The organism is Corynebacterium zhongnanshanii, from assembly GCF_014490575.1.
In the GTDB taxonomy this organism is placed as follows: Bacteria; Actinomycetota; Actinomycetes; order Mycobacteriales; family Mycobacteriaceae; genus Corynebacterium; species Corynebacterium zhongnanshanii.
The window spans coordinates 730,574-755,747 of sequence record NZ_CP061033.1 but is presented as its reverse complement, the minus strand read 5'-3'; the positions used below and the strand labels follow the sequence as shown (position 1 = coordinate 755,747).

23 protein-coding genes are annotated in these 25,174 nt (G+C 61.5%); 6 read left to right on the top strand and 17 right to left on the bottom strand.

Annotated elements, in window-relative coordinates:
- Positions 1-123 precede the first annotated feature (123 nt).
- From ftsL to IAU67_RS03340, 5 genes are all read right to left on the bottom strand, one after another.
- Positions 124-996 (bottom strand): cell division protein FtsL, encoded by an 873-nt coding sequence (gene ftsL, locus IAU67_RS03360; RefSeq protein WP_187767957.1) that lies wholly within the window; start codon positions 994-996, stop codon positions 124-126.
- A gap of 33 nt (positions 997-1,029) precedes the next feature.
- The gene (rsmH, locus tag IAU67_RS03355; RefSeq protein ID WP_151843077.1) at positions 1,030-2,082 is read right to left on the bottom strand and encodes a 16S rRNA (cytosine(1402)-N(4))-methyltransferase RsmH; all 1,053 of its coding nucleotides are present in this window, start codon (positions 2,080-2,082) and stop codon (positions 1,030-1,032) included.
- A gap of 207 nt (positions 2,083-2,289) precedes the next feature.
- The gene (gene mraZ, locus IAU67_RS03350) at positions 2,290-2,721 is read right to left on the bottom strand and encodes a division/cell wall cluster transcriptional repressor MraZ (protein WP_151843076.1); all 432 of its coding nucleotides are present in this window, start codon (positions 2,719-2,721) and stop codon (positions 2,290-2,292) included.
- A gap of 430 nt (positions 2,722-3,151) precedes the next feature.
- On the bottom strand, positions 3,152-3,544 hold the full coding sequence (locus IAU67_RS03345; protein WP_151843075.1) for a DUF3040 domain-containing protein: 393 nt from the start codon (positions 3,542-3,544) through the stop codon (positions 3,152-3,154).
- 211 nt (positions 3,545-3,755) lie between these two features.
- Positions 3,756-4,160 carry an SAV_6107 family HEPN domain-containing protein gene (locus IAU67_RS03340; protein WP_151843074.1) on the bottom strand — a complete coding sequence of 135 codons (405 nt, stop codon included), beginning with the start codon at positions 4,158-4,160 and terminating at the stop codon, positions 3,756-3,758.
- Positions 4,161-4,390: 230 nt separating this feature from the next.
- Here IAU67_RS03340 and IAU67_RS03335 point away from each other — a divergent pair, with 230 nt between their 5' ends.
- Positions 4,391-5,011: a GNAT family N-acetyltransferase gene (locus IAU67_RS03335; protein WP_151843073.1), complete on the top strand. Its 621-nt coding sequence runs from the start codon at positions 4,391-4,393 to the stop codon at positions 5,009-5,011.
- On the opposite strand, the gene IAU67_RS03330 is transcribed toward IAU67_RS03335, so the two are convergent.
- On the bottom strand, positions 4,993-5,961 hold the full coding sequence (locus IAU67_RS03330) for a methylenetetrahydrofolate reductase (RefSeq protein WP_151843072.1): 969 nt from the start codon (positions 5,959-5,961) through the stop codon (positions 4,993-4,995). The two genes, IAU67_RS03335 and IAU67_RS03330, sit on opposite strands and share 19 nt — an antisense overlap.
- Before the next feature lie 108 nt (positions 5,962-6,069).
- On the opposite strand from IAU67_RS03330, the gene IAU67_RS03325 reads away from it, so the two are divergent.
- From IAU67_RS03325 to IAU67_RS03315, 3 genes are all read left to right on the top strand, one after another.
- Positions 6,070-7,224 carry a polyprenyl synthetase family protein gene (locus IAU67_RS03325; protein WP_151843071.1) on the top strand — a complete coding sequence of 385 codons (1,155 nt, stop codon included), beginning with the start codon at positions 6,070-6,072 and terminating at the stop codon, positions 7,222-7,224.
- Positions 7,225-7,296: 72 nt separating this feature from the next.
- A complete protein-coding gene (gene crtI, locus IAU67_RS03320; RefSeq protein WP_151843070.1) occupies positions 7,297-8,979 on the top strand; it encodes a phytoene desaturase family protein in 1,683 nt (560 codons plus the stop codon).
- Positions 8,976-10,598 carry an alpha-(1->6)-mannopyranosyltransferase A gene (locus tag IAU67_RS03315; protein ID WP_151843069.1) on the top strand — a complete coding sequence of 541 codons (1,623 nt, stop codon included), beginning with the start codon at positions 8,976-8,978 and terminating at the stop codon, positions 10,596-10,598. The genes crtI and IAU67_RS03315 overlap by 4 nt, the downstream gene beginning before the upstream one ends.
- Here IAU67_RS03315 and IAU67_RS03310 read toward each other — a convergent pair.
- Positions 10,501-10,869, bottom strand: coding sequence for an Rv2175c family DNA-binding protein (locus IAU67_RS03310; protein WP_225723604.1), 369 nt, complete (start codon positions 10,867-10,869; stop codon positions 10,501-10,503). The genes IAU67_RS03315 and IAU67_RS03310 overlap by 98 nt on opposite strands.
- A 188-nt stretch (positions 10,870-11,057) precedes the next feature.
- On the opposite strand from IAU67_RS03310, the gene IAU67_RS03305 reads away from it, so the two are divergent.
- Positions 11,058-13,178 carry a Stk1 family PASTA domain-containing Ser/Thr kinase gene (locus tag IAU67_RS03305; protein ID WP_225723590.1) on the top strand — a complete coding sequence of 707 codons (2,121 nt, stop codon included), beginning with the start codon at positions 11,058-11,060 and terminating at the stop codon, positions 13,176-13,178.
- 35 nt (positions 13,179-13,213) lie between these two features.
- Here the strand turns inward: IAU67_RS03305 and IAU67_RS03300 are convergent, their stop codons facing one another.
- From IAU67_RS03300 to IAU67_RS03270, 7 genes are all read right to left on the bottom strand, one after another.
- Complete coding sequence (locus tag IAU67_RS03300; RefSeq protein WP_151843067.1) at positions 13,214-14,602, bottom strand: class II 3-deoxy-7-phosphoheptulonate synthase; 1,389 nt, start codon at positions 14,600-14,602, stop codon at positions 13,214-13,216.
- Between the two features lie 90 nt (positions 14,603-14,692).
- Complete coding sequence (locus IAU67_RS03295; RefSeq protein WP_151843066.1) at positions 14,693-15,214, bottom strand: polyadenylate-specific 3'-exoribonuclease AS; 522 nt, start codon at positions 15,212-15,214, stop codon at positions 14,693-14,695.
- Between the two features lie 5 nt (positions 15,215-15,219).
- A complete protein-coding gene (locus tag IAU67_RS03290; RefSeq protein WP_151843065.1) occupies positions 15,220-15,948 on the bottom strand; it encodes a lysophospholipid acyltransferase family protein in 729 nt (242 codons plus the stop codon).
- A gap of 9 nt (positions 15,949-15,957) precedes the next feature.
- Complete coding sequence (locus IAU67_RS03285) at positions 15,958-16,959, bottom strand: ROK family protein (protein WP_187767955.1); 1,002 nt, start codon at positions 16,957-16,959, stop codon at positions 15,958-15,960.
- 79 nt (positions 16,960-17,038) lie between these two features.
- Positions 17,039-18,256: a glycosyltransferase family 4 protein gene (locus IAU67_RS03280; RefSeq protein WP_151843064.1), complete on the bottom strand. Its 1,218-nt coding sequence runs from the start codon at positions 18,254-18,256 to the stop codon at positions 17,039-17,041.
- 16 nt (positions 18,257-18,272) lie between these two features.
- On the bottom strand, positions 18,273-19,406 hold the full coding sequence (locus IAU67_RS03275; protein WP_151843063.1) for an NlpC/P60 family protein: 1,134 nt from the start codon (positions 19,404-19,406) through the stop codon (positions 18,273-18,275).
- A gap of 160 nt (positions 19,407-19,566) precedes the next feature.
- Positions 19,567-20,175 carry an NlpC/P60 family protein gene (locus IAU67_RS03270; protein WP_151843062.1) on the bottom strand — a complete coding sequence of 203 codons (609 nt, stop codon included), beginning with the start codon at positions 20,173-20,175 and terminating at the stop codon, positions 19,567-19,569.
- Between the two features lie 459 nt (positions 20,176-20,634).
- Between IAU67_RS03270 and IAU67_RS03265 the strand changes: the two genes are divergently transcribed.
- Positions 20,635-21,282: a 3'-5' exonuclease gene (locus tag IAU67_RS03265; RefSeq protein WP_225723589.1), complete on the top strand. Its 648-nt coding sequence runs from the start codon at positions 20,635-20,637 to the stop codon at positions 21,280-21,282.
- A 126-nt stretch (positions 21,283-21,408) separates the two neighbouring features.
- Here the strand turns inward: IAU67_RS03265 and qcrB are convergent, their stop codons facing one another.
- Genes qcrB through qcrC form a run of 3 tightly spaced genes read right to left on the bottom strand, consistent with a single transcriptional unit; the run spans position 21,409 to position 25,138 of the window.
- On the bottom strand, positions 21,409-23,043 hold the full coding sequence (gene qcrB, locus IAU67_RS03260) for a cytochrome bc1 complex cytochrome b subunit (RefSeq protein WP_151843061.1): 1,635 nt from the start codon (positions 23,041-23,043) through the stop codon (positions 21,409-21,411).
- Positions 23,040-24,245, bottom strand: a complete 1,206-nt coding sequence (gene qcrA / locus IAU67_RS03255; protein ID WP_151843060.1) for a cytochrome bc1 complex Rieske iron-sulfur subunit — start codon at positions 24,243-24,245, stop codon at positions 23,040-23,042. Before qcrA ends, qcrB begins: the two co-directional genes overlap by 4 nt.
- On the bottom strand, positions 24,242-25,138 hold the full coding sequence (gene qcrC, locus IAU67_RS03250) for a cytochrome bc1 complex diheme cytochrome c subunit (RefSeq protein WP_151843059.1): 897 nt from the start codon (positions 25,136-25,138) through the stop codon (positions 24,242-24,244). Before qcrC ends, qcrA begins: the two co-directional genes overlap by 4 nt.
- Between the last annotated feature and the right edge of the window lie 36 nt (positions 25,139-25,174).

Genomic DNA, 25,174 nt, shown 5'->3' with positions numbered 1-25,174 from the left:
GATCGCCTGACTCAGAGCTCAACGCTTCCAGCCTCCTTTTTCACGTTCGTATTGTCCCCTGTTTTAACGCAGGACGCCGGGTCATTTGCACCCGGCGTGTCCTATTTCTGCTCGTGGTGGCCTTTACGCTGGTGGCGCGGCGGGAGCAGGTGGGGCTGGGTGACCCGCAGCTGGGGCGGGTGCGGCAGGAGCTGGAGCCGGTGCAGGTGGTGCAGGGTTGGCTGCCTCTGGGCCGCGCGGTGCCGTGCGGTTGTCGTAGGGCAGTCCGCCCGTGTTGGAGGCGATGTGAGCGCCCACGCCGGCAACCACAGCTTCCTGCGGAGCCAGTCCCTCCACGTTCGCCGTCTTATCGGGGTTGGAGGTGGCGCCGCGAGGACGTGCGTCGCTGTTGACGTCCGTAATCTCCTTATCCTTTCCGACGCCGGGCTCGCGGACCGTCGCAGCCTCTGCACCCTGGGCGTCGATCACACCGGCTTGGTCGGGTGCGACCATTCCCAGCTTCGCTGCTTCCTTCGCGATCGTGGCGCCGGACTTGGCCACTTCTGCGTCACGCTCCAGGCTTTCAATTTCGTTGGCCAGTGTGGTCGAGTGCTTCTGAGCGGCGGACAATTGGAAGGACTGGGCAGTCGCCAGACCGGAGATCCACATCACCACACCGATGCCAAGCACGAACGCCAGCACAGGAAGCGCCACAAGCTTCACCAGACGCGAGTTGTCCTTCACCGCCGTGACACGCCGGCCACGGACGGATACCTGCTGGCGGGAGCCCAGACGGCTAGAGCGAGTGCGCGTGGGGCGCCTCAGCGCTTCGGCGTTCCTCGAGGTGCCGGTGCGCCTAGGGGAATCGATACGAGTGTCCGCATGCGTTGTGTGAGTCCGTACGCTCCGGGCAGTAGGACGGTCGTAGGCGGCGCGGTCAACAGAGCGGCGCAGCGGTCGGCCGGTGGTCTCTGCAGCGCCCCTGCGGGTTGCTTCTGGGGTCACAGTTGCTGCCATAGTGTAGTCCTCACGGTGTGTTGTTGTAGTGGTTTACGTGTGTGCGTTGCTGTCGTCGATGGGAAATGTTGTGTGCCCTCCGTCGCTGATGCGCCTCACGGCGCGCACGCGTACCGGGGCGGCACGAGAGTTCCGGACGATTTCCTCCTCGGAGGCTTTTTCGGCCCCTCGGGTGAGGAACTCGAACGGCGCCTCAGTTCCTGGAAGCTCCATGGGAAGGCCTGCAGGAGATCGCGAGGTAGTGAGATCCTTGAGTCCCTTTTTGACCAGCTTGTCCTCGAGCGATTGGTAACTCATGAACACGCCCACGCCGCCGGTGTGCAACCACCCGGTGGCGTTGGGGATGGCGTGTTCGATGGCTTCCAGCTCCGCGTTCACTTCGATGCGCAGCGCCTGAAATGTGCGCTTGGCGGGGTGTCCCCCGCTGCGTCGGGATGCGGCGGGAATGGTGGCATAGAGCAGCTCGACGAGCCGGCCCGAATGGGTGAAGGGTTCCTTCTCCCGTTCGCGCAGGACCGCAGAGGCGATCTTCCCGGCGAACCTCTCATCACCGTAGGTTTTGAGGATGCGAGCCAGATCGCCATGGGAGTAGGTGTTCAGAATCTCCGCTGCGGTCAGGCTGATCTGCGGGTCCATGCGCATGTCCAGAGGGGAATCCACGCTGTAGGAAAACCCACGGGGAGCCTGGTCCAACTGCATGGAGGACACTCCGAGGTCGTAGAGGAAGCCGGAGACTCCGGTGTGTAGTACCTGCTCACTCAGTTGCCCCGCGTCCACGAGCCCATGCAACGCTTCGCTGACGTTGTCGAAGCGTGTGTGGTAGCTGCAGAACCTGTCGCCAAAAGGCTCGAGGCGTTCCCTCGCTTCCGCCAGGGCGTGTGGATCTCGGTCCAAGCCCACCACGATCGCGTCAGGAAACGCTGTCAGGAATGCTTCAGAGTGACCGCCGGATCCGAGGGTGCCGTCGATAATGACGGGGGATTCTGGAGCAGACGCTGCGCGCACACCGTGGCCCACCAGCTCGACCATGCGATCGCGCATCACGGGAACATGCCCGTGGTGCGGGTCTTGGCGCTGTGGGGCCATGGCGTTGCCCTCCTTTCTGCACTGGTCTCCGATGGGCGGGATGAGCGGAGGCGGTGTACTACGAGTGAGTTACTTTTCTGTAAGCGAGAGTGCTCAGAGTGTGGACAGGGCCTCACCAGCCTGGGTGTGGGCTTGATATTGGGGAAGAAAACCAAGCGTCACGTCGTCCATGCGGGTGAGGGCCTGAGCACACTCTTCGAGCTGCATTTAGAGGAACTCGGCAAAGGATTCGTCATCTCCTGCGGAGAAATCCTCTTCATGGGCCTCGCTGTACTCAGCCCAGGCGTTGCTATCCCAGATTTCAACGAAGTCCACGTTGCCGATGACCACGCAGTCCTTTTCCAACCCGGCGTAAGCCCGATGAGGAATGGAGACTGAGATCCTCCCCTGAGAGTCCAAGGTCTGCTCATCGGCACTCGCCGCCAAGTTGCGCACGAAGGCTCGAGCACGCGGATTGGTGCGGGAGGCCGCCGAGGCCTTTTTCGCACGGCGGAGGAATTGCTCCCTGGGGTACACAGCCAGTGAACGGTCTTGCCCCTTCACCACCATGAGCCCGTCGGAGAGTTCTTCGCGGAACTTCGCCGGAAGCGTCAGCCTGCCTTTGTCATCCAACTTGGGCGTGAAAGTACCGAAGAACACGTGGGGTTCTCCCTTCCTCGCCCGGGTGACGATAAGCACACCAACAACTAATGCATCTCGCTCTATGAAGTTTTCACTGCGTTGCCACCATCCGCAGCAACGTGCCCCACTTTACCCCACCTAGTCCACCTAAAGCCACCATGTAGCGGCGTTTCTCGAGGTTTTTCCAGAAGGGCTCGCAAGCTAAAAATGTTCATGAGCTGCCTCAAGAGTACATGATTGAATTCGTGGGGGAAAGTGGGGGATTTTTCCTAGCTTGTGGGGCTGGCGCCACACCTAGGTCACGTCTACTGCCTCCGGCGACACGGCGAGCCCACATTCACCCGGCGCGGCACACAGTGACACCCCGTACGGAACGCAACAGCGCGCAGCAAAAAACCTCCCGGTAAAGACCGGGAGGTTTCTGTGGGTACCGTTCTAGAGTTCGGCGTTACTTGTCGAAGCGGCGGCGGAAGCTATCTTCCATCTTGTCTCCGAAGCCACCTTTCTTGCCCGAGGCAGAGAGGTTCAACTTTGCTTGTGGTGCGGAGGCCTTTTTCTTGGAAGAGGTCGATGAGCGTCCGAATGCCAGCAGTCCTCCTGCGAACATGATCAGGAAGCCAAGAATGCTAATAGAGACGAACCAGAGGGAGTTCTGCGCCAAGGCAATGCCGCCGATCAGGCCGAGCAGCCCCAGCATCATGAGGGCGATGGATTGAATACTGAAGTTAAAGCTGGACTCGTTGTGAGCTTTGGTTGCCTGTCGAGCAAGCCGTGGATCTTCAGCAATGAGCGCTTTCTCGATCTCCGCGAGCATGCGCTGTTCTTGCTCAGAAAGAGCCATCGCCTACCTCCTTTGATATCGTTTCGCCTACCGCAGTGCCGCACGTGGCCTATGAGTACAGATGTTGGACAACAGTGCCGAACATGTGCACCGTCGGTGTGTATGGCAGCAGCCTCTGCATTATCTAACGGTAAGGCCACTTATTTTGTTCCCCGCTGCGGGGGTAACTGCGCAGGAACCGCACTAACGCCCAGCCTACAGCACCGCGCACTTATGCGACGTTCGGCAAGTACTTCACGTTCCCCCTGGCCACATCCACAAACGCGCACACCCGAACATAGATGGAGTGGGCCAGCTCTGGGGATAAATCTTTCTCTAGCCCCATATCCGCGCGCGACGATAAGCGGGCCAGCGTGCGAAACTCCTCCACCCACGGCTGCATCTCTGGATCCAGCTTGGCCAACTTATCCCATGCGCTCCCCTGAGGGATTCGTTGCCGATCCTGTGCCGCCCACTGAATCAAAGCACCGGCGGCGCGCAGCGCTGCGCGATAGGAGTACACCACTGACTGATCGAAACGCAGCTCCGCACGCGCCAACTCCAGCTGACGTTCTGCATCCTCCACAAACGCTCGAGCTGATGCCACACGCGCCCGCGCACTCATCCGAGTAGCCATTGTGATCACTCCTTACCTTTCGCTGTAAACCATGCGGTCTAAGCTTTCTCGCAATCCGCTCCGATCGGTCTGACTGGATGTTCTGCCGTTCAAAAGCGTTACCCATACGCTAGAGCTCAACCCCTACACAACCTCCCCATTGATTCCACATAAATAGAACACCAGTTCCATAGTTTATTTTTCAACAATCTCTGGTGGCACGTCGCAGAGATTTGGCACTATAGACAACTATGACCCCACCTGATCTGGATGCCTCCGTCACCGTCTCCATCGTCACGGCTGACGCACGCCACTTCATCCATCGCATTGATGAATTGATCGACATCCATCTCCAGGCCATGCGCTACCCCTCCAGCGCACACCTGTCTCGCAGAAACCTGTGGATCGCCAATGCCCACCGCGAAGACTTCACCTGCAGCATGGCGCTCATCCACCACAGCGCGTCCGCACCCGACATCACCGATCCGCGGCAACGCGTCGCCGGAGTGGCCTACTGTTTTAAGGGAACTCCCGATTCGTGGTGGTACCAGCAGGTCGCACGTGGTTTATCAGCCCACAGCCACTCCCCCGAAGCCGTAGCGAAGGAGCTCAGCGACTACGCCGAGCTGTCAGAAATCCACGTGCGCCCCACCGCACAACACCGAGGTATCGGCGAAGCTCTCCTCCACGACGTCCTGACCCGAACTCCCCAGGACACTGTCATGCTCTCCACCCCGGAAGTCCCCCAGGAAGATAACGCCGCCTGGAAGCTCTACCGCAAACTAGGCTTCCAGGACGTCCTCAGGGATTTCTATTTCCCTTCGGACCCTCGCCCATTCGGCATTCTTCGGCGCTACCGCACCGCGTCGTGACCGAGATCCGGCCCCCACGCCGGTGCCATGCCCAGGTTGTGCAGCACGTCCTGGGTGGCGTGAACATTATTCATCGTCATGAAGTGGAGGTCCGGCGCACCTTCACTGATCAAACGTTCGGCCATCGCCGTAGTGATCTCGATACCTACCTCGCGCACCGCCGCAGCATTGCCCACTTCATCGCCAGCCGCAGCCTTCATGAGCCTCTCCTCCAGCGGCTTCGGCAGCGAGCACCCGGCAAGCTCCATTTGCCGGCGCACGCCGCGAATCGACGTGATTGGCATGAGCCCCGGGATGATCGGTTTGGCTCCAAACTCCGGATCTGCCGCAGCCAGGCGATCCCTCAGGCGCAGGTAGTCATCAACATCAAAGAACATCTGGGTGATGGAAAACTCCGCTCCCGCGCGCAGCTTCTCCAGCGTGTATTTCGTGTCATGCTCCAAATCAATCGCACGGTAGTGCCCCTGGGGGAAGCTGGCGATGCCGATGTCGAAATGCTGCGTAGCCTCAGTCTGTTTCACCAGCTCGATGAGCTCGACGGCGTGAGTGAATCCACCTTCCGTCGGAATCCACTCAGCATTCGGATCCCCCGGCGGGTCACCACGCAATGCCAGCAGATTCGACAGGCCTTCCTTGGCGAACGTTTCAATTAGCTCCACGAGCTCGTCACGGCGGTGCCCCACCAACGTCATATGCATGAGGGTCGTCAGTGGCTTGGCCGCCAGCTGGGATGCCACGCGCAGGGTGCGCTCCTGGGTAGATCCTCCAGCTCCGTAGGTGATGGAACAAAAGCTCACACCCAAATCGTGGAAGGCTTCCGCGCAATTCCACAAACGCTCTTCCGCCGCGTCATCTCGGGGCGGCATGAACTCCACGGAAAAGGGAATACGGCCCGGCACCTGGGACGATATGGCTTGAGAGACTGCTACTTGTCTACTTACTGGAGGCATACCCACAGATCTTAGCTGAACAGAGCTGTCTAGTGGCGTTAGGCTGGCACCACACCATGTCGTGAGGGGTTCTACAGTTGTCACCCAAGACCACTAGAATCACTAAGCATGAGCACTCTTGGAGAGAACTGGACACTTCAATCACCACTGCAGGACGTTCCGCAGGCAGTGAATACGCGCCTCCATCAGTACTTTGTCGATTCTCACGAAGAGTTTTCCTACATCAACCCCCTGGTCTCCCAGGCCATCACTGTACTCAGCGATTTCGTCACCTCTGGGGGTAAGCGCGTCCGCCCCACCTTCGCTTGGGCGGGCGTCAAAGCGGGTCTAGAAGCCGGCGGTCACACCCCGTCCGCCTCTCCAGGAGCCCCATCCACCGCAGACAACACGCTCACCGCAGACAGTGCTTTGACCGCAATTTCCTCTCTGGAGTTCATCCAGGCCTGCGCCCTGATTCACGATGACATCATCGATAAATCTGATACCCGGCGCGGCCACCCCACCGCCCACCGCACTTTCGAGCGTCAGCATTCCAGCGACGGCTGGCTGGGCGACTCTGCACATTACGGCATCAGCCAAGCCATCCTTATCGGCGATCTGGCCCTGGCCTGGGCTGATGACATGTTCACGACCTCCGGCATCGGCGCAGAGGCCCTGCGCCGTTCCCTCGGCCCATGGCGTGCCATGCGCACCGAGGTGATCTCGGGCCAAATGCTCGACATCGCGCTCGAGGCCAACGGCAGCGAGTTCGTGGAGGATTCCATGGACGTCATCACGTATAAGACCGCGTCCTATACCGTGGCGCGTCCACTGCACATCGGGGCGTCGATCGCCGGCGCCCCGGACGAGCTCATCACCCGGCTCCGCCGGATCGGCCACGACATCGGCGTGGCCTTCCAGCTCCGCGATGACCAGCTGGGTGTGTTCGGGGACCCCGATGTCACCGGCAAGCCCTCCGGCGACGACCTACGCTCCGGCAAGCGCACCACCCTCATCAACTTCGCGCTCGAGCAGGCAACGCCAGAGCAAGAACGCACCTTGCGCGCTCACCTCGGAACGATTCCTGCGGGCGACGCCGGCGAGGACAGCGTCAATGCCCTGCGCCAGATCATCCATGACACGGGCGCTGCCTCCCGAGTGGAAAGCCTCATCGACCAGCATTCCTCCCGAGCCATCGAGCTGATCAACACCGCCAGCCTGTCCGATGAGCTCACCCAGGAACTGTCGCGTTTTGCCCGAACACTCACCCATCGAACGTTCTAAACCTACTAGCTCTGCTAGCCCTTCACCCCCTTCTAGCCGTGAAGCACTGACACACCAAGGACCGCGCCCGCCATGCCTAAGTCTTCCCCTGTTTCCGATCGCCGGCACCTGAAGCTCCCTCGCCCGTTGATCCCGATGACCCGCGCAACCACCCGTAAACGTATTAACGACGCCAACAGTGTGCTCATCATCGGCGCCGGCCTTTCGGGACTTTCCGCTGGTCTCAGGCTTCGGGCCGCGGGAAAGGACGTCACCATCGTGGAGGCAGCTTCCGGTGTGGGAGGTCGATGCCGAACCGAACACCTCACTTCCGCCCATGGAGACTTCTTTGCTGATACCGGCGCGACCGTTCTCACCATGCCTCAGCTGGCGGAATCGGCCATCGCGTCCGCCGGTATCAACCCTCGCGACCTGGTGCTGGATAACGGCACCCGATGGGGGCACACTCGTCTGGCCCCCGCGTACCGGGGAGAGTTCGCCTCCGGCCGCCACATCACCCTCTTTTCCGACCCGGACAGCATGCACAAGGAACTACGGCGCTTCGCCACCGACAAGTTCCAGTGCCGTGAGACTGCCCCGGACGTCACACGTCTGATCGACGGCTATGACACGCACCGCGCCTGGGCTGAGTCCATGTTCACCCTGGCCTACGAGCATTTTCTCGCCTCGGACTTCGATAGCCTCCTGGATGTGGTCGCCACGCCGGCGTCTGCCTCCTCGATGCTGCGGCTGCTCTCCGCTGGTGCGTTCGGCCGGCTGGGCCACGCGTGCGCGCAGCAGCTCCAGGATCCCGAGCTGGAACGCATGTTTACCTTCCAGGCTCTCTATGTGGGCACCGCCCCCAGCAAGGCCTTGGCCGTGTACTCCGTCATCTCGCACATGGACACGTCCATGGGCGTGTATTACCCGTCCTTCTCCATTGGAGATACCGCCGAGTTCCTCGCCAAGGCGTTCACCACGGCTGGGGGAACGTTGCGTCTCAACTCTCCTGTCGCACGGCTTCACACAGATAGTGTGAGCGTAACGAACGTGGAGTTGGCGTCGGGGGAAAAAATTGCAACGGACGCCGTGATTTCCACGGTCGATCTCCCCATCACGGCGGGGTGGCTGGGGCGCCAGGATGCGCTGAAGAAGATCACGTACTCGCCGTCGGCGGTGGTTATTCAGGCGACGATCCCCACGGAGGTCAGCGAGCAGTGGGCGTCCCAGCAGCACCACACGATCAGTTTCGGTGAGCAGTGGGATCAGACATTTGAGGAGCTGACCGCGAAGAATGGGGCGGGAAAGATCATGTCCGATCCCTCCTTGCTGATCACGCGTCCGGCCTGCACGGTGCCTGAGCGCGTGGAGACGAACAACGGTGTGCGCTATGAGCCGATCAGCATTCTGGCGCCGGCGCCCAATCTGCAGTCCGCCTCCATCGACTGGGATGTGCTGCAGCAGCACTATGTGCGCGAGATTCTGGACGTGCTGGAGCAGCGCGGCTACCACGGCATTGCAGACAACATCGCCATCGCCCGCGTGGACACCCCCACCAGCTACGCCCGGGAGCACCAGTACGGTGCGGGCACGCCGTTTGCCGCGGCGCATACCCTGCTCCAAACTGGCCCGTTTAGGTCCAAGAACTACCCCGCGTTTGGCTACAACAACCTGGTGGTCGCCGGGTCCAGCACCACCCCGGGCGTGGGCGTGCCGACCGCGATTATCTCGGGCGCGCTGGCAGCACGCCGCATCACAGGAGGTGGAGTGCGATGAGCACAAGCACGTCCACAAGCACATCCTTCACCCGTGCGCTGCTGGACCACTGGGCGCACAGATTCCGTGCGATCAGTTACGACTCAGCCATCACCATCGGGCTGGTCGGCAGCATCATCATCGCGCTGTGCTCGCATGCGGTCGGCGCCCCGCGCATCCGCGGTGGCATCATGCACCTGCTGGGGCTCACGTCCTTCACCAGCGGCCACATGCAGGGCATTTTAACGGTGGTGTTCTGGATCGCCATCGCCCTACTGATCGTCAGCTGGATCAGCGTGGGCGGCCACATGTGGCGCGACGGTGCTCCCCTTCGACGCCGCGCGGTGGCCAGCTGGGTGATCCCGTTCCTCTTCGCCGGCCCCATGATGTCCCGCGATGTGTACTCCTACCTGATGCAGGGGACGCTGGCCCGCGATGGGATCGACGCCTACACGCACGGCGCAGCCGCCAACCCCGGCCCGATGCTGTTCGAGGTCAGCGCGGACTGGCGCAATACCACCACGCCGTACGGGCCCCTGCACCTGTGGATTGGTGAGCTCATCACCCGTGTGACGGGCGATAACATCACCGCGGGAGTCCTGGCGTTCAAGCTGCTGTCCCTGGCCAGCGTGGCGGTGATGGTGTGGGCGGTGGCTCGGCTGGCTGAGCACATGGGCGCCCGCGCTGACCTTGCAGTGTGGATTGGTGTGCTCAATCCGCTGTGCCTGATCCATCTTCTGGGCGGCATGCACAACGAAAATCTGATGATGGCGCTGGTACTCACCGGCTACGTGGTGGCGCTGACCTGGAAACCCGTGCCGGGGCTGGTGGCCGGTGCCGCGCTGATTGCAGTGGGAACGGCGCTGAAAGCGACCGCAATCATCGCCCTGCCGTTCCTGGTGTGGATCACGGTCGCGCGCATTGCCGGGTCCCTCCCCGCGCCCGGCGCGCTACGTCAGCGTGCAGTGGTGGATACGGGCCGACGCCTACTCACCCTTGTATGGACTGGCGTGCTCGCCGTGGTGGTCACCGTTGCCGTGATGGCTGCCATCACGGCGGCCTCCGGTCAATCCTGGGGCTGGGTCACGCAGGTCACGGGCAATACCAAGGTCATTAACCCGTTGGCGCTTCCAAGCTTCCTCGCGTCCACTGCGCAGGTACTCTTGTCTCCGTTTGAGACGGGGCTGACGTTCAACGTGATCGTGGATGCGTTGCGCCCCATCTCCACCGCCATCATGCTGGTGGGACTGGTGGTCGTGTGGTGGTTGTTCCGCCACGATCCCCTGCGGGCGATTCAGGGTGTCACGCTGGCCTACATGGTCACGTGCGTGTTCAACACCGTGACCTTGCCGTGGTACTACGCCGCGGCCCTGGCCTTCGTGGGCCTGTGGGTGCGTGAGGCACGGGGCCTGTACGTGGTTGCCGTGTTCGTGATGTGGCTGAGCATGATGTTCGACGGCGGCGGCAACAACCGCCTGTACACACTGTGGTGGGTGCTGCTCATGCTCGTGGTGATGGGGTGGCTGGCCGCTGCGGCGTTTGTTACAAAGCCATGGCCTGAGCGCGGCGCATCACTTCGCGGGCAAGGTGGCCGTGCAGGGCGTCCACTGGGCGACCGGGAAGCGAGTCGTCGTCGGTAAAGAGGTAATCCAGGATTTCCTGATTGTTGTACCCACCATCGGAGAGCAAGGCGATGGCGCCGGGTACGAACTTGTTGACCTCACCAGATTCGTTGAAAAAGGCTTCAGGAATGTAGCGGACATCCTGGATACGCACGGCAATCAGTTGCTTGTTGCGCAGCATGTCGAACAGGCGGGTGACGACAATGCCGGCCTTCTCCGCGGCGTCCGGCAACGCCAGCAGACGCGTGCCTTCGGGGATGCCGCCCACGGCCGCGGTGGAGACCACCACGTTCGAGCCTTCGACCGGTGCGACGGACGCCCGAGGAGCCTCAGCTGCCGAGCTAGCGGTTGGGTTTGAGTCAGTTTCATTGTTCACGGCTGTCACATTAGTGCATGTATCCTTGATATTCATCACCCCTGTCCCCAGGAATGTCCCCAGGAAGCGCACAAAGCGAGAAAGGATCGGCGACTCACCTCGTGTCTACCCTGTACCCCGGCGATCTCTTGGACGGCCGTTACCGTATTGCCACTGCTATCGCACAAGGCGGCATGTCCACCGTGTATGCGGCTATCGATACACGCCTAGACCGCGAGGTTGCCGTCAAGGTCATGGACAGTGCGCTGGCTCATGACACCACCTTCCGGACCCGCTTCGAACGCGAAGCACGCGCCGTGGCGCGCTTGTCCCACCCGTCCTTGGTGAATGTGTTCGACCAAGGCGTGGACACCACGCTCATCGAGGAGCGTCGCGGAGCGCATTCCGCGGAGAACTCTGATGACTCTGCGGAGGAATTGGTGTTCCTGGTCATGGAGCTGGTCCAAGGCGGATCGCTGCGCGAGCTGCTCCGGGAGCGCGGCCCCATGCCACCGCACGCGGTAGTGGCTGTGATGAAACCGGTCCTCACGGCACTCGCGGTGGCCCATTCCACGGGAATGATCCACCGCGACCTCAAGCCGGACAACGTCCTCATCGGCGAGGATCACGATGTGAAGCTCGCCGACTTCGGCCTAGTCCGCGCCATTGGCACATCCACGGACACGTCCCACGGGCAGGTCATCGGAACGGCCGCGTACCTCTCCCCTGAGCAGGTACAGGGCAAGCACCTCACGCAGGCATCCGATGTCTATTCGGCCGGCGTGTTGATGTTCGAGCTCATGACGGGCACAACCCCCTTTAATGGCACCAACCCTATTGATACCGCCACGGCACGTCTCCACAACGACGTCCCGCTGCCCTCCACCCTGGCAGAAGGCATTCCGCAGGAATTCGACGACATTGTTGCCACGGCCTGCCACCAGGATCCAGAGCAGCGCTATGTGGATGGCCAGGAGTTCTTAGAGGATCTCCTGGAGGTTGCAGAAGAACTGGAGATCCCACCGTTTAAGGTTCCCGTGCCGCGGCATTCCAGGGTGGCCGAAGCGCTCTCCCGCGCAGACTTCGGTGAACGCAAGTCCTGGGATGACGCGTCCATGGCCACACGCACGTTGACCATCCCCTCCGAGGATCAAGAGCCGGACTCAGACGACGCCCAGGATCCGCCCGCCGGAGACCCCTACGAACGCTACGAAACGCGCCAATGGGTCGCACCCACGCCTCAGCAGGACACAGCCGCGGCTCCCGCGGCCTCCCCTGCCCCACTGGCGCAGCCGCACCAGCCCGTGCCCGCGCAGGCCCCGGTGCCTCCGTCTCCACGGCCTGCCAATGCACCCGCCTCGCGCCCGCTCACGAATCGCTCGACCGCCCGCACGGTCGTGTGGCTGCTCGTGGTCATCGCGCTGGTGGTCAGCATGGCCCTCGGCGCCTGGTGGCTCACCAGCGGACGCTACGGCGAAGTGCCCTCCGTGTTGGGGATGGACCGGGTGGCCGCCACCTCTTCCCTGGAGCAAGAGGGCTTCCACACCACCGTCACCGAACAGTATTCGGATGATGTCCCCCTCGGCGCCGTCATCAAAACCGAGCCGCCGTTTGGCCATCGCGTCCTTCAGGGCAGCGATGTGGTGATGCTGGTGTCTCTCGGCCAGCCCATTGTGCCGGAGCTGAACGAAGAAGAGACTGCGGCGTCGTATATCTCACGGCTCAACCGGCTCACCCTCAACGGGGCCACGGGCGACGATGAATACTCGGATTCGGTCCCGTCGGGCAGCATCGTCCGCGTGGAACCCTCCCCCGGTACGGCTGTGAAAACTCAGTCCTCCGTGACGGTGCATGTCAGCAAGGGTCCGCAGCCCATCGAGGTTCCTGATGTGGCAGGCGAATCGGAATCCTCCGCATCCGCCGCGATCCAGGACGCCGGACTAAAGGTGGACAAGGTGAAGGAAGAAGAAGGTGGCTCGGTGGAACCCGGTCACGTGATCCGCACCGACCCACCAGCAGGAACCCGGCTGAGCAAGGGTGACAAGGTCACCGTCTACGTATCCGGCGAAGCCACCGTCCCCTTCGTGCTGGGCATGACCGGTGAGTACGCCAAGAAGAAGCTCAAGGAACAGGGCTTCAAGGTAGACATCGACGGCAAGAAGAGTGGCATTGTCTACTCGCAGTCCCCTGGTCCGATGTCGAAGACGTCCAAGGGGGCTACGGTCACGATCAAGACGCTGTAGCCAGCGGCCGGCTTCCGCTCGCCGGTCAACTATCGCTAGCCGCGCAGCATCTCCGCCACGAGGAACGCCAGCTCCAGCGACTGCTGGGTGTTGAGTCGAGGATCCACCGTGGTGGCGTAGCGGGACGCAAGGTCGGAATCGGTGATGGACTGGCCGCCGCCCACAACCTCGGTCACGTCCTCGCCGGTCAACTCCACGTGGATTCCACCAGGGTGGGAACCGATGGCGCGGTGAACCTCGAAGAATCCCTGAACCTCGTCGATGATCTTGTCGAAGTCGCGGGTCTTGTAACCGGAGTTCGCGGTGTAGGTGTTGCCGTGCATCGGGTCGCACTGCCAGATCACCTTGTGGCCGGTTGCCTCCACAGCCTCCACGATCGCGGGAAGCACGCTGCGGATCTTGTCGTGACCCATGCGGGTAATGAGGGTCAGTCGACCAGGATCGTTGTTCGGATCCAGCTTGTGCACGTATGCCACGGCCTCTTCCGGCGTGGTGGTTGGGCCAATCTTCACACCCACCGGGTTACCGATGAGGGAGGCAAACTGGATGTGTGCGTCTTCTAATCCACGGGTGCGCTCACCGATCCACACCTGGTGTGCGGACAAGTTGTACAGCGCGTCTTCGCCGTGCTCGTCGTGGCCGAGGCGCAGCATGGAGCGCTCGTAATCCAGCACCAACGCTTCGTGGGAGGCGAAGATCTCCGCCGTGCGCAGGATGGAGTCAGACACACCACAGGCGGTCATGAACTCCAGTCCGCGGTCGATCTCCTGGGCCAGCGCCTCGTAGCGTGCTCCAGCTGGGGATTCCGCCACGAACTCGCGGTTCCACTCGTGCAGCTTGTACAGGTCAGCGGTACCGGAGGTGGTCAGCGCGCGCACCAGGTTCATGGCCGCCGACGCATTCGCGTAGGCGCGAACCATACGCGATGGGTCGTGCTTGCGGGCTTCCTCGGTGGCTTCCACGCCGTTGACCAGGTCACCGCGGTAGCTCAGCAGCCCGGAAGAATCGCGGTCCGCGGAGCGAGGCTTTGCGTACTGTCCCGCGATGCGTCCCATCTTCACCACGGGGGTGGAGGCGCCGTAGGTCAGCACCACAGCCATTTGCAGGAGGGTCTTCACGTTGCCGCGGATGTGCGGCTCCGTGTTCGCTTCGAAGGTTTCGGCGCAATCGCCGCCCTGCAGGAGGAATGCCTTACCCAGTGCGACCTCGGCAAGCTGTTCCTTCAGGCGGCGGATTTCTGGTGCTACAACGATCGGCGGTACCGATTCCAGGATGCGGCGCACGCGCGATGCGTGGTCCTTATCCCAGCTGGGCTGCTGGAGGGCTTGACGAGACAAAGCGTCTGTCAGGCGCTCCGCAATAGAGTCCGGCAACGGTGGCAGATCAGGGAGTTCTTCTAGGGGTGCGTCAATAGTCCAAGCCATATGCCAAGCATACGGGACTGCCCCTACATATGCCGCGATAAGGTTGACGTAATCTCGCCGTCCATCGCCGCCGTCGCCCTCGTTGCGTTCTTATCCTTTTTTACGACGCCAGCTTTCCATACACGCACGATATTTCACCACGTTGAAACGTGCGTCGGCCAGGGCGTCGTGAGCGTTCGTCGGGGGCTCTGGCAGCGTGGGCGACCCGGCCATTTCCCAGAGCTGTTTCAGCTCTCGGGTAAAGCGCGGGAGCTCCTGGGGCAGGCCTGTCATGTCGCCCCAAAGTTGGGCAAGGGCCACGTGATCGTAGGCACCCACCCATGCCCACAACTCAGGCCGTTCGTTCGCGTGGAGGCGCCGGCCTTCGGCATGGTGAGGCACCAGAAACTCAAACAGTTGCGCCTTCAAGGTTGCCCGGTCCATCCATGCGGGGTTGCTGCGCGGCGGCAGTTGGGGCAGGACGTGTTTTTTCACCCAGGGGTTGGCACGTGTTTCATCGAATTCGGTGGAGATGGCGTAGAACTCGCGACCGTCCTCGCAGACCACGCCGATGGATACGAGGTCGATGATGGTGCCGTCTTCGATGAATTCAGTGTCGTAAAAGTATTTCATGATGCCTAACGCCGCGGTTCGGACCCCGCTGGGTAGCCGTGTCCGGCTTCCAGGCTCTTCTTCACGTCCGCCGCATAAAAGTCCGCCACGTACTCCTGGCCGGACAGTGCGGCGAGCTCCTCCATGATGCGGTCTGTCAGCGCTCGGGCCTGGGCGTATTCATCGCCCTGGTCAGCGAAGTCGGCAGGGTCGATGGGATCTCCCACGATCATCCCGCAACGCAATGGACGCGGAATCCAGCTGCCGATGGGGTTGACCTTGTGGGTGTTGATCATGGCCACGGGGTAGACCGGCACGCCGGTCTGCAGCGCGATGCGGGCCAGGCCCGTCTTTCCGCGGTATAGGCGACCGTCCGGGGAGCGAGTGCCTTCGGGGTACATGCCCAGCGGGTCACCCTTCTTGAGGACCTCCAGGGCCGTAGCCATGGCGGCATCCTGGGAGTCCTTATCGGAGCGGTCAATGGGAACCTGTCCCACGGAGCTGAAGAACCACTTCTGGATACCTCCCACGAATCCAGGGGTGGTGAAGTATTCCTTCTTTGCCAGGAAGGTCAGCTGGCGGGGGGACATCAACGGCAGGTAAAAGCTGTCCATCACCGCCAGGTGATTGGAAGCGAGGATCGCCGGACCGTCCGAGGGGATCTTGTCCATTCCTCGGGCAAATGGCCTATTCCAAACATGCAGGAAAGGACCAATGAAAACATGCTTCAGCCACCAATACGTTCGATTCTGCATTGTTCTTTGTTATGTTCCCTCGTGACGCCGATGTGTACGCTCGCCAGCCTCCTGGCGGGCCAATAAAGCTACGCCTATCATACCCGCATCACCCCCCAGCTGTGCCGCTGCCACGCGCGATACGGGCCGGTAGCCCGAACCCACAATGCTGCTCCCCAACTCCGATTTCGCCGTGTCCATGAACAGGTCAGCCTCCGTGCTCAGTCCCCCACCGATCACGATCAGCTCGGGATCGAAGATGTCTTGCACCAGGCCCAAGCCCTGTCCCAGCCACGTGGCCACCTCGTCCACGGCCTCTTGCGCCAGGGCGTCGCCGTGCCGTGCGGCATCCACGATGACCCGTCCGGTGAGCTCCTCGGCCTTATTCGCATAGGCGTCCACCAGTCGGGACGCGGAGTAGCGCCGCGTGGCCATGAGGTCCTGCGCCGCCAGCGCCAGGGCCGACCCGGAGCAATAACGCTCCAGGCATCCGCGCTTGCCGCAGGGACATGCTCGCCCTTTTGGCATCACCGTCAAGTGGCCGAACTCTGGAGCCGTGCCAAACGCGCCCCGGTAGATCCGTCCGTTGATCATCACGGCACCGCCAATGCCCGTCCCGAGCGCGAACAGAACCCAATTATCCACCCCTTGTGCCGCACCGAAGGCGTGCTCCCCGATGGCCGCGGAGTTGGCGTCGTGCTCCAACACCACAGGAAGACCGAGACGGGTGCTGAGGCGCTGAACGATCTCCTGATGGCGCCACGGCAGGTGCGGCGCGAAGCGCACGCGCGTGCGAGTTTCGTCGATGAAACCAGCGACAGCCAGGCCCACCGACACCACAGACGGGTGGCGCCCACGAAGCTCCGCGATCGCCAACTCGAGGGCCTCTTCCAGCGCGGACACGCTCGACGGCGTGGGCAGCTGCTCAGTATCGAGGATCGTTCCCTCGGCGTCTACCACAGCGGCGCGGAAGTTCGTTCCTCCGATATCCACGCCGATTGTCAGTTCGTCCGTCACATGACCCTCGATCATTACCTTCGATCACTACTCGCTTCTCCCCCGCGGCCTGCCCTGCGTTACAGGTCCGTCGGCGGGTAACCAAACGATCCTATCAGTCGCGTGTCACAGGTGCCGAACCGAGCGTGTCGCCCGCTGCATTCCAGCTGTGCCGCGGCGGGATGCCTCCGTCCCCGGCGATCACCGCGCGAAGCTGAGCCCCCAGCGCGTCCCACGTCCACGCGTGGTTCACCGCCGTCACGCCACGGTCAGCTAGTTGATGCCGCATCTCAGGGTTGTTCAGCAGGTCGGCCAGTGTGTCAGCCACACGCTCAGGGCTGCGACCGTCCACAACCAGCCCGGTCGATCCGTCGATCACGGTCTCCGGGGCTCCTCCGCCATTGCCTGCCACCGTAGCCACCCCGCAGGCCTGAGCCTCCAGGAACACGATGCCGAGCCCCTCCACGCTCAGGCCCCCCAGCTGCGTGCGCACGGGCAGGGCAAAAACATCCCCCGCGCCGTAGTACCCGGCCAATTCTGCGAAATCGACCGGGCCTGTCATCGTCACATGATCCTCGACGCCCAGCGCCACGGCCAGACGGCGCAGCGCCGAGCGATAGTCCCCCGGCCCCACCAGCAGCAGATGCGCGTTGGGCACGCGCTTCAGAATTGTAGGCAGTGCCTTGATCAGCGTGTCCTGCCCTTTTCGAGGCACCAGCCTGGATACGGCCACGATCACCGAGGCATCCTCCAGCCCGTGGCGGCGGCGTAGCTGTGCCGACAGCTCCGGTTGCGGCCGGAACACCGTGGTGTCCACCCCGCCGGGCATGGGCTCCCAGCCCACGTCAGGCCCAAAGGCTCCGGCGAAGCGGTTCCGGGCATAGCGAGAGACATAGGTGAGCGTGTCCACGTGGCGCCCGATATAGCGCAAAACCTGCCGGGCGCCCGGCAGCATGGACCAGCCGACCTCGTGCCCGTGGGTGGAGGCGATGATGCGGCGAGCGCCTGCGCGCCGCGCCTGGGGTGCCAACGCCGCCAGCGGAGCTGCCGCGCCGAACCACACGGTGTGAATGTCGTGTTCGCGAATGAGCTGCGCCATCCGGCGGGCCACGGCGGGTGTTGGAAGCATCACTGTCCGTGGCCACCGCACCACGGTGTATGCGCGCTCGGCGTCGAATATCGTGGCGGCATCCCCGTCCTGCGTGGAGGCAAACACGACCACGCGAGAGGGATCCAACGTCGCCACATAGTCACGCAGGTAGCTCTGGATCCCACCGACGGTCGGCGGGAAATCGTTGGTGACAACCAGGACGCGGGGATGGCTGGCGGGCATAGAGGAACAGGGCAGCCTAGTAGCGGGAAATACCCACGATCGGCATGGAATCCAGCGGAACAACCTGGACAGGGATTCCGTAGTCCGACGCGTGGACGATCTTGCCATCGCCGATGTACATGCCCACGTGGGTAGCGCCTGGGTAGTAGGCCACGATGTCGCCAGGCTGGATGGAGTCACGACTTACGGACTGGCCACCGTTCAGCTGCGCCTGGGACGTGCGAGGGATGGTCTTGCCTTGCTGCTGGTAGGACCAGTACATCAGGCCGGAGCAGTCGAACGCGTCTGGGCCTGCAGCACCCCAGCTGTAGGGGCTACCGAGCTTGGACAGTGCCGCGCCGACCACGCCCTGGGCGTACGCGGAGGCCGCGGGGCTGCCGCCAGCCTTCAGACGGGAGAGGAACTCGTCCACGTTCACGTCGATGGGGCCGTTTTGAGCGACCCAGCGTTCGCGGTCAGCCGGGCTCAGGTTGTCCACGGCCTTCATGACGGTGCGCTTCAGCTCCTCCAGCTGCGCGGAGCGGGACTCCAGCTCTGCCTGCTGGCGAGCCACGTGGCGCTGCTCCGCCTGAGCCTTCGCGCGGGCAAGGGCTGCATCATTGCGCGCATCCACGATACCCTTGAGATCCTCCTCCGCGGCCTTGATGGCGAAGGAGTTGTGGTTGGCGATGGATTCCAGGTACGCGGTCTTCTCCACTGCCTCGCGGGGATCAGCGGAGCCAGAGATCGCCGAGAGCTCCGACGCCGTGCCACCGTTGTAGAGAGCACGGGAGACATCTTCTACGCGCCCCTTGGACACCTCCAGCTCAGCGACCCGCTGGTCGCTGCGCTGCTGCGCTTCGTCGATGCGGGCGTTGGCCTCCTCGATGCGCTTCTGGGACTCAGCCAGCTCGACCTTGAGCGCTTCCACCTGATCGTTGGTTTCCCCGGCAAGGCGGGAGACCTCGCCCACGTGCTTGAGCAGCGCATCCACGTCGGTGGGGATGGGCTTATCCAACAAAGCTTGAATTTCAGCCGCGCGATCCCCCGGGGTGGCGGGAGCGTGCGCTGGCACATCCTGAGCACCCGCAGCGGGAATGGTTAAGACCGTGGCGGAGCTTCCTAGGGCTACGACAACCGCAGCGGTGCGGAGGGCGGAATTCAACTTCACGAGGTGGTGTCGCTTTCTTGATAACGCTCGGGGCCTATGGGTACAGGCACAGGTGAATGGAGTGACAACAGTGGCTGAAGTGAAAAGCACTGTAACCACCAATGGTCCCGCCTTGATTACTCAAGACGGGACCGGTATGTCCGAATAGGTATATCGTAGCCTAGAAACGCACCACGGAGTTAACTGGCATGTAGTTCATGTCGGTCACCTTCACAGGGGTGCCGGAGTTGATGGCGTGCACAACCTTGCCGTCACCGATGTAGATGGCCACGTGGGAGTTGCCGCCATAGTAGCCCACAACGTCACCCACCTGGATGTTGGACAGGCTCACAGGGCTTCCGCCGGCGATCTGAGCGGAAGAGGTGCGTGGGATCTTCTTGCCGTGCTGTGCGAATGCCCACTGGACCAGACCGGAGCAGTCGAAGCCAGCTGGGGAGGTTCCACCCCACTGGTATGGAGCGCCCACCTGCGACAGTGCGGAGTCCGCAACCTTCTGGTTACCAGCGACAGGAGCAGCGATCTTCTCAGCCAGAGGAGACACAGCAGCCTGCTGAGCAACACCGTTCAGCTGCACGCCGGCCTGAGCCAGGTGAGGCTGAGCCTGGGCGGCGAACTCATCTGGAATGTCGAAGGTGAAGCCGGACGGGGTGTGTACAGCTTGAGCGGCCTGCGCGGAGGCTGGCGCCAACACAGCCGCACTGACTCCCACAGCAGCGATGACTGCGGAGTTACGTACGGTGCGATTCGCCTTTACAGAGTGCTTGCCCATGGGGAAGAAAAACCTTTCGAGTGTGCTTGCGTACTGTCAACCCTCCACGCACCGTCTGTGCGTAGTCAGGAACGTCGACGCTCATTGGGAGCGCCAAAGACTTTCCAAAGATTACGAAACGTTATCAACGTTGTCCAATTCGTTGTCAAAATCCGAGTGTGTGAGACTCAAGATCACGAAGCGTTACCAAACGAGCCTTCTCAGGAAAGTACTCGACTGTACCCAATCCATAAACCCAAGAAGTGGCCCATGAACTGCCCTAACCGACCACACAAAGCGACAACAAAACCTGAGAGAATTACTTCCCATTCACTCTCAAAACTTCTCATGTGATCTGCGTCACACCCCCCAAAAGAAGGTCGTTACAGACGTTATATAACAGGCTGAGAGCCGACCCACAGCACGAGAAACGTGCGTACAGACTACGGTCTGTAGGGCCTGCAGACTACACTCAAACGCGTGAGCCCAACACAGCAAGAGATCATTCAGAAGCTTCAGAGCGCCAAGAACAACAGCGTCACAATCGATATCGAGACCACTGGCCTTGATCCCCACTCCGACAGAATCATTGAAATCGCTGCCACGCGCATTGTTAACGGTCGCGTCACCGAGAGCTTCCACACACTTGTTAATCCCGCTGTGCGTCTCTCCCCTTTTATTACGGATCTCACGGGCTTAAGTGATGGCCTCCTCGCCACAGCACCGCGCTTTGAGGAGATTACTGACGAGCTGACCGCGTTCCTCCACCTTGATGGCAGCATTCCCGGAGACACGACCCCTGCCGAGAACCTCTCCCCTGCCCAGGATTCAGCTACGGACACATTGGTGGGACACAATGTGCAGTTCGACTACGCCTTTTTGCAAAGCGAGCTCATCAGGGCTGCCCTCGCAACAGACCAGGCCTATCGACCGTACACGCCACGGCTACTGTGCACTGCCGAAGCAGCACGGGCCCTCATCCCCCGCGAGAAGGTCGGAAGATACCGTCTAGACCGCCTTGCAGAGCTTCTGAACACGGCGCATAAGCCACGCCACCGTGCACAAGCGGATGTGGCAGCCACCATGGATCTTGTGGTGGAGCTCTCTAAACTGCCCATCGAGGTATAAGCGACCGATCTGAACACAGCTAAAGGCCCCGGCCACTGTAGAAACAGTGGTCGGGGCCTTTATTATTCTGTGAGCGCAGGGAGGATACATGTCCCTAGCCACCTGGGCTAGGGACCTTGTACCTATTTACTTATCGTCACCCTCAAGCTCGATGCGGTTGCGCTGCTGCAACTTCTCGAACATTTCCTTCTGCTCCAGGTGGTTGCGGTGCTCGATGTCCTCAACCTTGGAGACAATGTCCTGTGGGTCCGCCTTGAAGAAGGAACCACGGGCTGGGTGACCACCGAAGCCAAGTTCGTTCATGGTCTTCGGAACGGCAGCACCCTGGTACTCCAGAGGAATAGCGTGGCCGTGCTCGTCCACAGGACCCAGCGGCTGGTGAACCTCGATGAACTCACCGCTAGCCAGCTGGCGGATGGTACCGGTCTCGATACCGTGCTCCAGAACCTCGCGGTCATTGCGCTGCAGGCTGATGCACAGACGGTAGGTGATGAAGTACGCGATCGGTGGCAGCAGAACCAAGCCGATACGACCAACCCAGGTCATGGCGTTCAGGGAGATCTGGAAGTGGTACGCAACCAGGTCGTTACCACCGGAGATCGTCAACAGAACGTAGAACACGATAGCCATCACACCGATAGCGGTGCGGGTAGGCACGTCGCGTGGACGCTGCAGCAGGTTGTGGTGCGCGGTGTCGCCCGTCATCTTCTGCTCGATCCATGGGTAGGCGAACAGCAGGGCCACCAGGATTCCGAGGAGCAGGGCTACCCAGAACACGGCAGGGATGGTGTAGTTGCCGAGGTAGAGCTCCCACGCTGGCATAACACGTGCTGCGCCATCCGTCCACAGCATGTAGATATCAGGCTGAGAACCGGCGGACACCTGAGATGGGTTGTATGGACCCAGGTTCCAGATGGCGTTGATCTGGAACAGACCACTCAGCAGTGCGATCACACCGAAGGTGAACAGACCGAAGGATGCGGCCTTGATACCGAACACTGGCAGGATTCGGATACCCACAACGTTGTTCTCGATGCGGCCCGGTCCAGGGAACTGGGTGTGCTTCTGGTACCAGACCAGAGCAACGTGGGCAGCAATCAGAGCCAGCAGGATGCCTGGGATCAGCAGAACGTGTGCGATGTACAGGCGAGGAATGATGATCTCGCCTGGGAAGTCGCCAGCGAACATGATCCAGTGCAGCCAGGTACCAACGATTGGCAGGGCCACAACGATGGCGGACATAATGCGCAGACCAACACCGGACAGCAGGTCGTCTGGCAGGGAGTAGCCGAAGAAGCCTTCTGCCACAGACAGGAGCAGCAGCAAGCAGCCGATGACCCAGTTCGCCTCACGTGGCTTACGGAACGCACCCGTGAAGAAGATGCGGAACATGTGCACCATGATGGAGATGGCGAACAGCAGTGCTGCCCAGTGGTGGACCTGGCGGATGAAGAGACCGCCGCGCACCTCAAAGGAAATGTTCAGTGCAGTGTGGTAAGCCGCGGACATTTCCACACCGTTCAGCGGTGCGTACGCACCGTCGTAGATCACCTTGCTCATCGAAGGATCGAAGAACAGGGTGAGGTACACACCTGACAGGATCAGGATGATGAAGGCGTACAACGCGATCTCGCCCAGCATGAAGGACCAGTGCGTTGGGAACACCTTGTTGATGTTTGGGCGGATGATGCCGGAGGCAGTGTACCGCTCGTCGATGTTGTTTGCCGCGAGTGCTGCGCGGTTTACTTTAGTTTTACTCATGAACGACGCTCCCAGAATGCAGGGCCGACAGGCTCAATGAAGTCGCCCTTGGCGATAAGGTAGCCCTCTTTGTCCACGGTGATCGGCAGCTGTGGCAATGCACGTGCAGCGGGACCGAAGACTGGCTTACCGTACTGCAAGGCATCAAACTGCGACTGGTGGCATGGGCAGAGGATGCGGTTGGTCTGCTGCTCGTACAGGGACGTAGGGCAGCCGATGTGGGTACAGATCTTGGAGTAGGCGAAGTAGTCACCGTAGTGGAAGTCTTCCTGACCTTCACGTGGGATAGCCTTCAGGGCGTCTGCGTGGCGCAAGCGGATCAGCATCACGGCGTTACGTGGGCCGTGAATGGAGTGCATGTGCTCCTCGTAGACATCCCGGTCGGCATCGTAGACATCGCCGTCGTTGATCATGTCCTCGGTCATTGGGAAGACCGTTTCCATTGCTCCGGCGTCCAGGTCCTCGGCACGCATGCGTACCAAGCGGGACACGCCCTTGGTGCTGTAGTGGCCGTCGTGCTTTTCAGCGATGGCAGCGGTGTCGCGGCCCAGGTAGACAGTCTCACCTTGGGAGGCAAGGGTCCATCCGGTGGTCCACAGGGTGCCGTCACCCTGGATGCCCATTGCCTTAGGCTTCCATGGGTTCTTCACGATGCCGCCCAGTGGCAGGATGATGCTGATTCCGGCAAGCACCGCACCAGCACCGGCCAGACCGGCGATCACGGGACGACGGCCGAGAGTGGAGGTCTGCCAAGAGTCATTCAGCAGAGCCACCAGGGTACGGCGGTCAACCTCGTCGGAAGGACCGTCGTGGCGGGTCTGTACGGAGATCTCTTCAGGAATGAAGGTCTTCGTGTAGGACGCGATACCGATACCCATGAACACCAGAGCCAGGCCACCGGTCACGCCCAGCAATGGGGTGTACAGGGTGTAGGTCCACAGACCCTCCTGCTCCATGTGCTTGTAGGTCCATGGCCAGAAGAGGTAGACCGCGATGAACGCGAGGCCCATCAGCACGGACAGAGCGAAGAAGGTTGCGACCTTGCGCTCAGCGCGCTTTTCAGCTGGGTCACCAGCAACTGGGAAGCGTTCCTTGCGGTAGGCAACGGTAACGCCGTCGAGCTCAGTTCCGAGACGGGCAAGTTCATCATTGCTCATCTTGTCGAGCTCTTCGTTTGTGTAGTTACGATTCACATCACTCATGAGCGAGATCCAATCCACATTGCGAAGGCGATCATAATAACGATGCCGAAGAACCACATCAGCATGCCCTCAGTAACTGGACCAATTCCGCCCAGTCCGTAACCACCTTGGTTAGGAGTCTCCTTAGAAGACTTAATGAAAGCGATGATGTCCTTCTTCTCATCAGCGGTCAGCTGGCGATCGGAGAACTTAGGCATGTTCTGTGGACCGGTCAGCATAGCCTGGTAGATTTCCTGCTCGTTTGCTGGGTCCAGAACCGGTGCGTACTTACCACCAGAAAGCGCTCCACCACGGCCGGTGAAGTTGTGGCAGGATGCACAGTTCAAACGGAACAGATCGGAACCGCGAGCTACGTCAGCTGGGTCAATCTTGCCGTCCTGGTTGTTCTTTCCGCGCAGGGACTCCATGGAGATGGTGCCGTCCTCGTCGCGAACGATTCCTGGGCCGCCACCGTTAGCGTTGACGTATGCGGCCAGAGCCAGGGTCTGCTGCTCGGAGTAGCGTGGCTGCTTGCGAGCGGCCTGTGCTTCGTTACGGAGCATCGGCATGCGGCCGGAGTGCACCTGGAAGTACACGGCGCCTTCGCCAACACCGACCAGAGAAGGTCCACGATCCTTCACACCTTGAAGGTTGGCACCGTGGCAAGTGATACAGGCGATCTCGTAGATCTCCTTACCCTGCTCCACCAAAGCGGTCTCGTCCTGGCGAGCCACTGCGGTCTGAGCGTCAGGAGTTAATGCGTTGGCTAGGAATCCGGCACCGGTCAATGCGAAGGCCAACGCCAAGGCACTCGCCAGAGCCTTACGGATCCTGCGCCGCCGACGAGCGGTCGCACCGCTCGTGGCACCGCTAGCCTGCTGGCTAGCGTCTGCGTGTGTGGAATGTGTTTCCATCTTGTTCCCTCTAAAGATTCGTCAATGGAAGTTTGA